This is a genomic window from Dickeya sp. ws52 (assembly GCF_007210685.1).
Taxonomy (GTDB): Bacteria; Pseudomonadota; Gammaproteobacteria; order Enterobacterales; family Enterobacteriaceae; genus Dickeya; species Dickeya chrysanthemi.
Map to the genome: position 1 here is coordinate 1 of NZ_SZVX01000036.1, position 10,169 is coordinate 10,169.

9 protein-coding genes are annotated in these 10,169 nt (G+C 49.8%); 6 read left to right on the forward strand and 3 right to left on the reverse strand.

The window, feature by feature from the left end; genetic code table 11:
- Positions 1-267: 267 nt before the first annotated feature.
- Both mobB and mobA read right to left on the reverse strand, forming a co-directional pair.
- Positions 268-786: a molybdopterin-guanine dinucleotide biosynthesis protein MobB gene (gene mobB / locus FDP13_RS21150; protein ID WP_143840349.1), complete on the reverse strand. Its 519-nt coding sequence runs from the start codon at positions 784-786 to the stop codon at positions 268-270.
- Positions 779-1,354 carry a molybdenum cofactor guanylyltransferase MobA gene (gene mobA, locus FDP13_RS21155; protein ID WP_015848456.1) on the reverse strand — a complete coding sequence of 192 codons (576 nt, stop codon included), beginning with the start codon at positions 1,352-1,354 and terminating at the stop codon, positions 779-781. Before mobA ends, mobB begins: the two co-directional genes overlap by 8 nt.
- A gap of 110 nt (positions 1,355-1,464) precedes the next feature.
- On the opposite strand from mobA, the gene FDP13_RS21160 reads away from it, so the two are divergent.
- The 4 genes from FDP13_RS21160 (at position 1,465) to polA (ending at position 6,566) form a co-directional block, all read left to right on the forward strand.
- Positions 1,465-1,734 (forward strand): YihD family protein, encoded by a 270-nt coding sequence (locus FDP13_RS21160; protein WP_015848455.1) that lies wholly within the window; start codon positions 1,465-1,467, stop codon positions 1,732-1,734.
- 35 nt (positions 1,735-1,769) lie between these two features.
- A complete protein-coding gene (locus tag FDP13_RS21165) occupies positions 1,770-2,756 on the forward strand; it encodes a serine/threonine protein kinase (RefSeq protein ID WP_143840350.1) in 987 nt (328 codons plus the stop codon).
- 22 nt (positions 2,757-2,778) lie between these two features.
- Positions 2,779-3,402, forward strand: coding sequence for a thiol:disulfide interchange protein DsbA (gene dsbA / locus FDP13_RS21170; RefSeq protein WP_015848453.1), 624 nt, complete (start codon positions 2,779-2,781; stop codon positions 3,400-3,402).
- Between the two features lie 377 nt (positions 3,403-3,779).
- Complete coding sequence (gene polA / locus FDP13_RS21175) at positions 3,780-6,566, forward strand: DNA polymerase I (protein WP_143840351.1); 2,787 nt, start codon at positions 3,780-3,782, stop codon at positions 6,564-6,566.
- A 473-nt stretch (positions 6,567-7,039) separates the two neighbouring features.
- On the opposite strand, the gene yihA is transcribed toward polA, so the two are convergent.
- Positions 7,040-7,684 carry a ribosome biogenesis GTP-binding protein YihA/YsxC gene (gene yihA, locus FDP13_RS21180; RefSeq protein ID WP_015848451.1) on the reverse strand — a complete coding sequence of 215 codons (645 nt, stop codon included), beginning with the start codon at positions 7,682-7,684 and terminating at the stop codon, positions 7,040-7,042.
- A gap of 223 nt (positions 7,685-7,907) precedes the next feature.
- On the opposite strand from yihA, the gene yihI reads away from it, so the two are divergent.
- Together yihI and hemN are read left to right on the forward strand one after the other, a co-directional pair.
- Positions 7,908-8,441 carry a Der GTPase-activating protein YihI gene (gene yihI / locus FDP13_RS21185; protein WP_143840352.1) on the forward strand — a complete coding sequence of 178 codons (534 nt, stop codon included), beginning with the start codon at positions 7,908-7,910 and terminating at the stop codon, positions 8,439-8,441.
- Positions 8,442-8,621: 180 nt separating this feature from the next.
- Positions 8,622-9,995 (forward strand): oxygen-independent coproporphyrinogen III oxidase, encoded by a 1,374-nt coding sequence (gene hemN, locus FDP13_RS21190; RefSeq protein WP_015848449.1) that lies wholly within the window; start codon positions 8,622-8,624, stop codon positions 9,993-9,995.
- Positions 9,996-10,169 lie beyond the last annotated feature (174 nt).

Sequence of the window (10,169 nt, forward strand, 5' to 3'; positions counted from 1 at the left end):
GCCGTAGCGCCGATGGTAGTGTGGGGTCTCCCCATGCGAGAGTAGGGAACTGCCAGGCATCAAACAGAGCGAAGGGCCCGGTCGAAAGACCGGGCCTTTTGTTTTTTTGCGGTGGCACGGTGGGTGACGGTACTCTGCGGCCCTGCGTGTGGATATCGTTACGGCGGCGGGCGCGGCCCATGCCTTCTCCTGCCGGGCGGTATGTCGGGACACTTCCTGCATCCACCGCTTCTCATCCACATTTTCTGCATTCCTTCCCTTAGCTTCTCAGCCTCCGGTCTTGCGGCGTAGCCAGTCGCGGATAAAAGCGGCAATCTGTGCCGGCTGATTGAGGTCCAGACAGGGCAGGGCGAGCGTCAACGGTCTGTCGCTGGCCACGGCCAGCGTGTAGGCATCGATATCCGGCTCCTGATGATGTCCGGGCCGGTGGCGATAAAGCAGGATTTTATCGATGGGTTCGTGCTTGAAGCCTTCGACCAGAATTAAATCCAGCGTTGAACTGTCCATTCTGCCAGCCAGAAAAAACAAGTCGGGCTCTTGTTGTTCTGGTGTCTCCGTTATCAGTGCCCAGCGAGTATTGCTGGCAACCAGAGTTTGATTAGCACCGGCTTTGCGTAGTTCATAACTGTCTTTGCCCGGTTTATCGACATCCATATCGTGGTGAGTATGTTTGATAATGCCAACCCGGATCTCCATTGCGTTTAGTAAGGGAATGAGTTGCTTCAATAATGTGGTTTTGCCAGTGCCGCTGTGGGCAGCGATTGCCAGAAGTGGTATGTCAGTCATGCGTCTGCTCCTGCCAGTGAGCAAGATCCTCAGGTGTATTAAGATTACGGAATGATAAAGGCTGGTCCGCAAAAGAAACGGCTTTTGCCGTCACCTGCTCCAGAAATAACATCAGTTTTCGATCGCCGTTGCTCAGGTAGGCTTCAAGCTTCCCAATCAGTGACGTATGGATCAACAATAACGTCGGGTGCTGGCGTTCTCCATCCGTAGCATAGGCGGCAAGATGACCGTCACTGAAGTTCAACAGGCGGGAAACCAAATCGCAGGGTAGCGCGGGTACGTCACAAGGAACGAATACCACCCATTCTGTTTTAGCGACGCTTAGTCCGGTAAAAACACCGGCCAGCGGACCAGAAAAATCATGGTTGATATCACCGATCACCGGATAACCGCTTTGTCGATAACATTCCTGATGGCGGTTGGCGTTGATGAGCAGGGCATCGACCTGGGGTTTTAGGCGATCCAGAACATGTTGATAGAGTGGCCTGCCTTCCAGTTCAATCAGTCCCTTATCGTTGCCGCCCATACGGGATGACTGGCCGCCAGCCAGAATCACACCTGTTATCATCGCTTTGGTATCCATCATGATTTAATGCGTTATTGTCGGAAAAGTATGGCGCAAGGCCAAGCCCTTTCCCCATACTAGATAAACCATCATTAATGTTTGAGGTAATAATAATGAAATGCCATCGTGTAAATGAATTGATTGAGCTATTGCACCCCGCCTGGCAAAAAGAACCTGATCTGAATTTGGTGCAATTTTTACAAAAACTTGCACAGGAAGCCGGGTTCGAGGGGGCGCTTAGTGATTTGACTGATGATATCCTTATTTATCATTTAAAGTTACGTGGCGCGGATAGCGCGCAGCCTATTCCTGGCTTGCAGAAAGATTATGAAGAAGATTTCAAAACCGCATTATTACGCGCCCGTGGTGTTATCAAAGATTAATGGTCATAGCCTGATGCAATGGAGTTATGCCTGTCATGCATGACGCAGTGTTCAACTTTCATACCCTGTCGCCGGATCTCATCATGGATGCGCTCTGGGCAGTGGGTATTCGCGTTGATTCCGGCCTGACAGCACTTAATAGTTACGAGAATCGGGTTTATCAGTTCAGTGATGAAGATCGTAAACGTTATGTGGTGAAATTTTATCGGCCACAACGTTGGGATGTCGCCCAGATTAGCGAAGAGCACCGCTTTGCGGCTGAGTTGTCTGATGATGAAGTACCGGTGGTGGCACCGCTGGTGTTACAGGGTAATACGCTACATGAGCATGATGGCTTCTGGTTTGCCGTGTTTTCCAGTGTTGGCGGTCATCAGTATGAGATGGACAATGACCAGCATTTAGAAGAGGTCGGGCGCTATCTTGGCCGAATTCATCAAACCGGTGGCCGAAATCTGTTTTCGACTCGCCCTGACATTGGGGTGCAAGAGTATCTGGATGATCCGCTGGTTACGTTAACGGAGAGCTCGCTGATTTCTGGTGCACAGAAAGTACCATTTTTAGCGGCTACAGCCCGACTGATCGATGAAGTGAAGTTACATTGGCATACAAACTGGCAGGCCAGACGCCTGCATGGTGATTGTCATCCCGGAAATATCCTTTGGCGCGATGGTCCGTTGTTTGTCGATCTGGATGATGCGCGTAATGGCCCGGCTGTACAGGATCTGTGGATGCTGTTGCATGGTGAGCGCCGGGAACAGCGCATCCAGCTGGATATTTTGCTGGATGCCTACAGTGAATTTGCTTCTTTTGATGAGGCAGAACTGGCATTGATTGAGCCGTTACGTGCGATGCGTATGGTTCATTATTTGGCCTGGGTAACACGACGTTGGAATGACCCTGCTTTTCCTCGCAGTTTTCCATGGATGCAGGAAGCTGATTTTTGGGCAAAGCAGACCGCTATTTTTACTGAACAGGTAAGGCTGTTGCAGGAACCACCGTTACAGCTGGCACCGATGTACTGACACTTATGGAGATAATGTTGATATGAAGAGATTATGGCTTGCGCTGGCTGGCATTGTGCTGGCGTTCAGTGCGTCAGCAGCTGATTTTTCCGATGGCAAACAGTTTGCTACTCTGAGTAAACCGGCTCCCCAATCCCCCCAGGTGCTGGAGTTTTTCTCATTCTACTGCCCGCACTGCTACCAGTTTTCCCAGGTTTACCACGTTCCTGAAGCCATTCAGAAATCGTTGCCTGCTGATACCAAGGTAACCAAGTATCATGTTGATTTCCTGGGTGATTTTGGTAAGGAAATGACTCAGGCCTGGGCGGTCGCTATTGCTCTTGGGGTGGAAGATAAAGTCAGCCCATTGATGTTTGACGCTGTTCAGAAGACCCAGACTGTGAAAAAGCCGGAAGATATTCGTCAGGTGTTTGTGGCCGCTGGCGTCAAAGCAGAAGACTATGACAGCGCTCTGAATAGCTTCGTAGTGAAATCTCTGGTCGCGCAACAGGAAAAAGCCGCAGCCGATTTGCAACTGCGTGGTGTGCCGGCGGTATTCGTGAACGGAAAATACATGGTAAAAAGCGACGGGCTTGATACCAGCTCTATGGATAACTATGTCAAACAATATGCTGATGTAGTGAAGTTCCTGGTTTCTCAGAAATAAGTTTTCTGCGTTTTCTATGTGCCACATGCCCTACCGCGTGTGGCATTTTTATTCTTGCCTGCTATTGACGTTTGGACATTTCTGCTTATCACTGTGCGCGCTGGCGCCATATCTATCCACATTTATAACAACGTTTTTATATAACTATAATGTTAATCTTTTTTTATTAACGTATTGATTAACAATGAATTGCGTATCAGGCCCGCATCCATTGGTATTGCTGTTGATTGTCTTTCAATTTCTATGCACAAAGTTATCCACAGTATTTTTGCGAGAGGTTGTGCAAAAAACATCATGCTTGAACGTTAATATTCGTCTCCGACTGCCAGCTATGGCATCCTTTACGCCATGGCAGAAAACAACGATCGCGAAATATCATGGTTCAAATAGCAGAAAACCCCCTCATTTTGGTTGACGGTTCATCGTATCTTTACCGCGCCTATCATGCTTTTCCTCCGCTGACCAACGGTGTCGGCGAGCCGACCGGAGCGATGTATGGCGTGCTCAATATGCTGCGAAGTTTATTGCAGCAATACCATCCCAGCCATGTCGCTGTGGTGTTTGATGCGAAAGGTAAAACGTTTCGTGATGATTTATTTGAGCATTACAAATCTCATCGACCACCTATGCCGGACGATTTACGCGCTCAGATTGAACCGCTACACCGAATGGTTAAAGCGATGGGATTACCACTGCTGTCTGTTTCCGGCGTTGAGGCCGACGATGTGATCGGAACACTGGCACAGCAGGCGGAACGCGTTGGTAAACCCGTTTTGATCAGCACTGGCGATAAAGATATGGCGCAACTGGTAACGCCACATATCACCCTGATCAATACCATGAACAACACCATTCTGGGGCCGGATGAGGTATGTGCCAAATATGGTATTCCACCATCGTTGATCATTGATTTTCTTGCGCTGATGGGCGACTCCTCCGATAACATCCCCGGCGTGCCGGGTATAGGTGAAAAAACCGCACAGGCATTATTGCAAGGTGTGGGCGGGCTGGATGCGCTCTATGGCAATCTTGATAAGATTGCGACGCTGACCTTCCGTGGCGCTAAAACCATGGCTGCAAAACTGGAGCAGCATAAGGACGTGGCTTATCTCTCCTATCAGCTGGCTACGATTAAAACTGATGTCGAGCTAGAGCAGGGGTGTGAGCAACTGACGGTAAATGAACCGAACGTGGCTGAGCTGAGCGAGTTCTTCACCCGTTATGAGTTCAAGCGTTGGCTGGCGGATTTGGAAGATGGCAAATGGCTACAGAGTGGCAAAAAGGGCCCGGCGGCGGTGCCGTTTGTTAAAGCTGAGGCTGACGATACCCCTAAAGACGTCGTCGGCGTATTGCCTCAGGATGGTTACGTCACCATTCTGGATGAGCCAACATTGCATGACTGGGTTGCCAGAATCAACACTGCCGGTCTGTTCTCATTTGATACCGAAACCGATGGTCTTGATACCCTAACGGCTAACCTGGTGGGTATCTCTTTGGCTATCAAACCGGGTGAAGCCGCTTATCTACCATTAGGACATGATTATCTTGATGCGCCGATGCAGTTGGATCGCGATAAGGTATTAGCCGTACTGAAACCACTGCTGGAAGATGAAAGCGTCGGCAAGATCGGGCAAAACCTAAAATTCGATAAAGGCGTGATGGCCCGCTACGGCATTGACCTGCGTGGTATTGCGTTTGATACCATGCTTGAGTCCTATGTCCTTGATAGTGTTGCCGGTCGCCACGATATGGATAGCCTGTCGGATCGTTATCTGCAGCATAAGACCATCACCTTTGAAGAGATTGCCGGTAAGGGCAAGAATCAGCTAACTTTCAATCAAATTCCGCTGGAGCAGGCAGCGGTTTACGCTGCGGAAGATGCCGATGTAACCCTGCGTTTGCATGAAACGCTATGGGCGAAATTGGAGCCGCAACCGGAGCTTTGCAAGGTCTTCCAGAATATTGATATGCCGCTGGTGCCTGTATTGTCACGCATGGAGCGCACGGGCGTACTGATTGATACCACAATTTTGGGCGAGCATTCACAGGAGCTGACGCAGCGTCTTGCTGAGCTGGAAGTTCAGGCGCATGAGTTAGCGGGCGAAGCCTTCAATCTGTCTTCTCCTAAACAGTTAGGGACCATTCTGTACGAAAAACTGCAGTTACCAGTCATCAAGAAAACGCCGAAAGGAGCGCCTTCTACTAACGAAGAAGTGCTGGCTGAGCTGGCGCTGGATCATCCGCTACCGAAGTTGATTTTAGAACATCGTGAATTGGCGAAACTGAAATCCACTTACACGGATAAGTTGCCGCAGATGATTAATCCGCTGACTAAACGGGTTCACACCTCGTACCATCAGGCGGTAACGGCAACGGGGCGCCTTTCCTCCAGCGATCCTAATTTGCAGAATATTCCAGTACGTAATGAACAAGGGAGACGCATCCGTCAGGCGTTCATTGCTCCGGAGGGATACCATATTCTGGCGGCTGACTACTCACAAATCGAATTACGCATCATGGCGCATCTTTCACGGGACGCCGGATTGCTGAGGGCGTTTTCCAATGGTCTGGATATTCACCGTGCTACGGCCGCTGAAGTATTCGGTTTGCCGCTCGACAGGGTGACCACTGAACAGCGCCGCAGCGCTAAAGCCATCAACTTCGGTTTGATTTACGGCATGAGTGCATTTGGCTTGTCCCGACAATTGGCTATTCCGCGTAACGAAGCACAGAAATACATGAATCTCTATTTTGAGCGTTATCCCGGCGTACAGGAGTATATGGAGCGTACTCGTCAGCAGGCGGCGGAGCAAGGATATGTCTCTACGCTGGACGGCCGACGTCTTTATCTGCCGGATATTCACTCCCGTAATGCCATGAGCCGTAAGGCAGCGGAGCGTGCCGCCATCAACGCGCCGATGCAGGGCACCGCAGCGGACATCATTAAAAAAGCGATGATTGCCATTGATGGTTGGTTGCAACAGGAAAAACCATTAGTGACGATGTTGATGCAGGTGCACGATGAACTGGTGTTTGAAGTGCATCATTCCGTACTTGATGAAGCCAGCGCGAAGATTCGTAACTTAATGGAAGGTTGTATGCAGTTAGACGTACCGTTACAGGTGGATATCGGCACCGGTAGTAATTGGGATCAAGCTCATTAAGTTATTGGGTGAAAAAGTCAGTCAAACTAATTCGGTAGTTGTATGGGTTTTTGCTTTGAATGCCATCAGAAATATCGCCTTTCTTTTTTCTGTTGGTTTTTTCAGCTAAACCATACGTAATTCTGTAATTAAACTACATGATTGTGTGACCTGGTTTGAGTTTGTTTAATTTGACGTCGATTTTTATGAAATTAAACAACAAAAAAACCTTTTTTCCAGAAAAGAAATGGGGTAGAGTTAAACACGTAGGGTACAGAGGTAAGATGTTCTATCTTTCAGACCTTTTACTTCACGTAATCGGATTTGGCTGAATGTTAGCCGCCCCGATCAGGTTTCTGATCGGGGCGTTTTTTATTGTTCGGATCAAATTTTTCTGGATAACGAAATCTTATGCTACCGACAAAAAAATTTGCCGGTAGTTGTTTGGTTAACCATGGTGTTCCAGAAAGAGGCCGATGAGCCTGTTGGGAAGGTTACTGCTCTGATTCGGGGAGCGATTGCTCATCTGCTGGCGGTAATGTACTGAACCAGTTATCTAATTTCTGACGTAATTTATCTACACCGGTTTTTTTCAGCGAAGAAAACGTTTCAACCTGAATATCCCCCATGAATGGCAAGACTGCTTCCCGTACCATGTTTAGCTGGGATTTACGGGCGCCCTGGGCCAGCTTGTCCGCTTTGGTCAGTAGTACCAGTACAGGCAGCCCGACATCAACAGCCCACTCCAGCATCTGCTGGTCCAGATCTTTGAGCGGATGACGAATATCCATTAATACAACCAACCCTTTCAGACAGTTACGCTTTTGCAGGTATTCACCAAGCGCTCGCTGCCATTTGCGTTTCATCTCTTCCGGCACTTCGGCATAGCCGTAGCCGGGCAAATCAACCAGACGTACGCCATCGGTTACTTCGAACAGGTTGATCAGTTGGGTTCGACCCGGCGTTTTACTAATACGTGCCAGGCTTTTCTGGTTGGTCAGCGTGTTGAGTGCGCTGGATTTACCTGCATTGGAACGGCCGGCAAAAGCGACTTCAATACCGCTGTCGGCAGGAAGATGACGAATATCCGGCGCGCTGGTGACGAAATGAGTCATATGATAGTTGTATTGCTGGGTCACAATATGCGTCTCTGTCTGGATCACGATTTTATACAGCTGATTATACCTGTAACTGATGAGAAAGGCGGCGTTTATCTGTTTTGAGCGGGTAGGGCGCATCGTAACAAACTGAAAAAATAAAACCCGTATAGAACTCCTGGATCACTTTTTTCTTGGTATGCTTTCTGCTAGATTCCGCCGCAATTCTCCCTATATTTGCTCATCCGAACCCGAGATCGACGCTATGAAACAACCATCAAAAGGGGCGGGACGCAAAGCTCCTGCACCGAAAACCAAAAGAAAAAGCCGTGAGCAGTTGGATCTTGAAGCTCGCGACCGCAAACGCCAGAAAAAACACCGTGGCCACGCTGCGGGAAGCCGTGCCCAACCATCGGGCGGCCATCAGAAAAATGGGGCTTCCGGCAAGGCGGCAGACCCGCGTATTGGCAGTAAAAAACCTGTGTCGTTACTGCCTGAAGGCACCGTTACACCGGTGACGTCACCGCTAACGCCGAAAGAGAAACCCGCTCATCTGTCACCGCAGGAAGAACTGGAGATGCTGGAAAATGATCCGCGTCTTGATGAGCTGCTGGACAGGCTGGAGAAAGGTGAAACGCTGTCGGCTAAAGACCAATCCTGGCTGGATGAGACGCTGGATCGCATCGATATTCTGATGGAGCAACTGGGCATTAGCCTGGATGATGACGAAGAAGATGACGAGCAAGAAGAAGATATGCTGCAACTGCTGCGTCGCAATAATCCTAAAGACGGTTATTAATGCTAAAAGCGCTGTTTCTGCTCATAACCTTATTCGTTCTGTGTTTTTTGGTTGGTCTGTTGGTTAAACTGTGGTGCCTGTCGAAACGGAAAGGCAGGCTACAGCGTGCCGTACCGGCTGGGCAGCATCGATTGCCGCGACGTCGTACGGCGAGGACCGGTTACAGGAAGGAGTGAGCATATGTCCGAACAGGCTATTGACTGGGATTTAGCCCTGATCCAGAAATACAACTATTCGGGACCTCGCTATACGTCCTATCCTACCGCACTGGAATTCAGCGACAGTTATGATGACGCAGCGTTTGCCCAGGCGGTGGCCCGTTATCCTCACCGCCCGCTGTCGCTGTATTTGCATATCCCGTTTTGCCACCGCCTGTGTTATTTCTGCGGCTGTAATAAGCTGGTGACCCGGCAATTACATAAAGCGGATGAATACCTTGATCGGCTGGCGCTGGAAATACATCAACGCGCACCGTTGTTTGCCAACCGCACTGTTACGCAAATGCACTGGGGCGGCGGAACGCCAACCTTCCTGAATAAAGCGCAGATTAGCCGCCTGATGGCGTTGCTTCGCCGGCATTTCCATTTTTCTGAACACGCGGAAATGTCGCTGGAAGTGGACCCGCGGGAAATTGAATTGGATGTGCTCGATCATTTGCGCGCCGAAGGGTTCAATCGCCTTAGCATGGGGGTGCAGGACTTCAATAAAGAGGTGCAGCGGCTGGTTAATCGCGAGCAAGATGAAGCCTTTATTTTTGCGCTGATCGAGCGGGCCAAAGCGCTGGGGTTTGCCTCCACCAACATTGATTTGATCTACGGTTTGCCAAAGCAGACGCCTGACAGCTTTGCCTTTACCTTGCAGCGGGTGGCGGAGCTGCGTCCGGATCGCCTGAGCGTATTCAATTATGCTCATTTACCCAACCTGTTTGCTGCGCAGCGCAAGATTAAAGATGCTGATCTGCCGGATGCGGAACAAAAGCTGGCGATTTTGCAGCAAACCATTCAAAGCCTGACCGCCGCGGGTTACCAGTTCATTGGTATGGATCATTTTGCCCGGCCGGACGACGAACTGGCGGTGGCGCAACGTGAAGGAAAACTGCATCGCAATTTCCAGGGGTATACCACCCAAGGCGACACCGATTTACTGGGGTTGGGGGTTTCCGCCATCAGTATGATTGGCGACAGTTATGCCCAGAATCAGAAAGAATTGAAGCAGTACTACGCTGACGTTGAACAGCGCGGTCACGCGTTATGGCGCGGTTTATCCCTGACTCGTGATGATTGCATCCGTCGTGATGTGGTCAAGGCGTTAATTTGCCATTTCCAACTGGAGTTTGCTGAGATTGAACAGGCATATGGCCTGTCGTTCGGTGACTATTTTCGCGAGGATTTGGCGCTGCTGGCGCCAATGGCACAAGATGGGTTGGTTGATATTTTGGCCGAACGTATTCAGGTGACGCCGAAAGGGCGGCTGCTGATCCGCAATATTTGCATGTGCTTTGACATCTATTTGCGCAGCAAAATGCGTGAGCGTCAGTTTTCCCGGGTGATTTAATCTCGCACGAAATCGAAACGCATTGCCTGCCATGTGTCTGGCGTTATGTCGGTAAGATAAATAGGCATGGTAAAAGAAAAGAGCCGGTCATAACGACCTAACACCGTTCACTTAAGGTGTTTTGAGTGAACGGGATACTGGGTTTTTGAGATCCGAACGGCCCTCGCTTTGGGC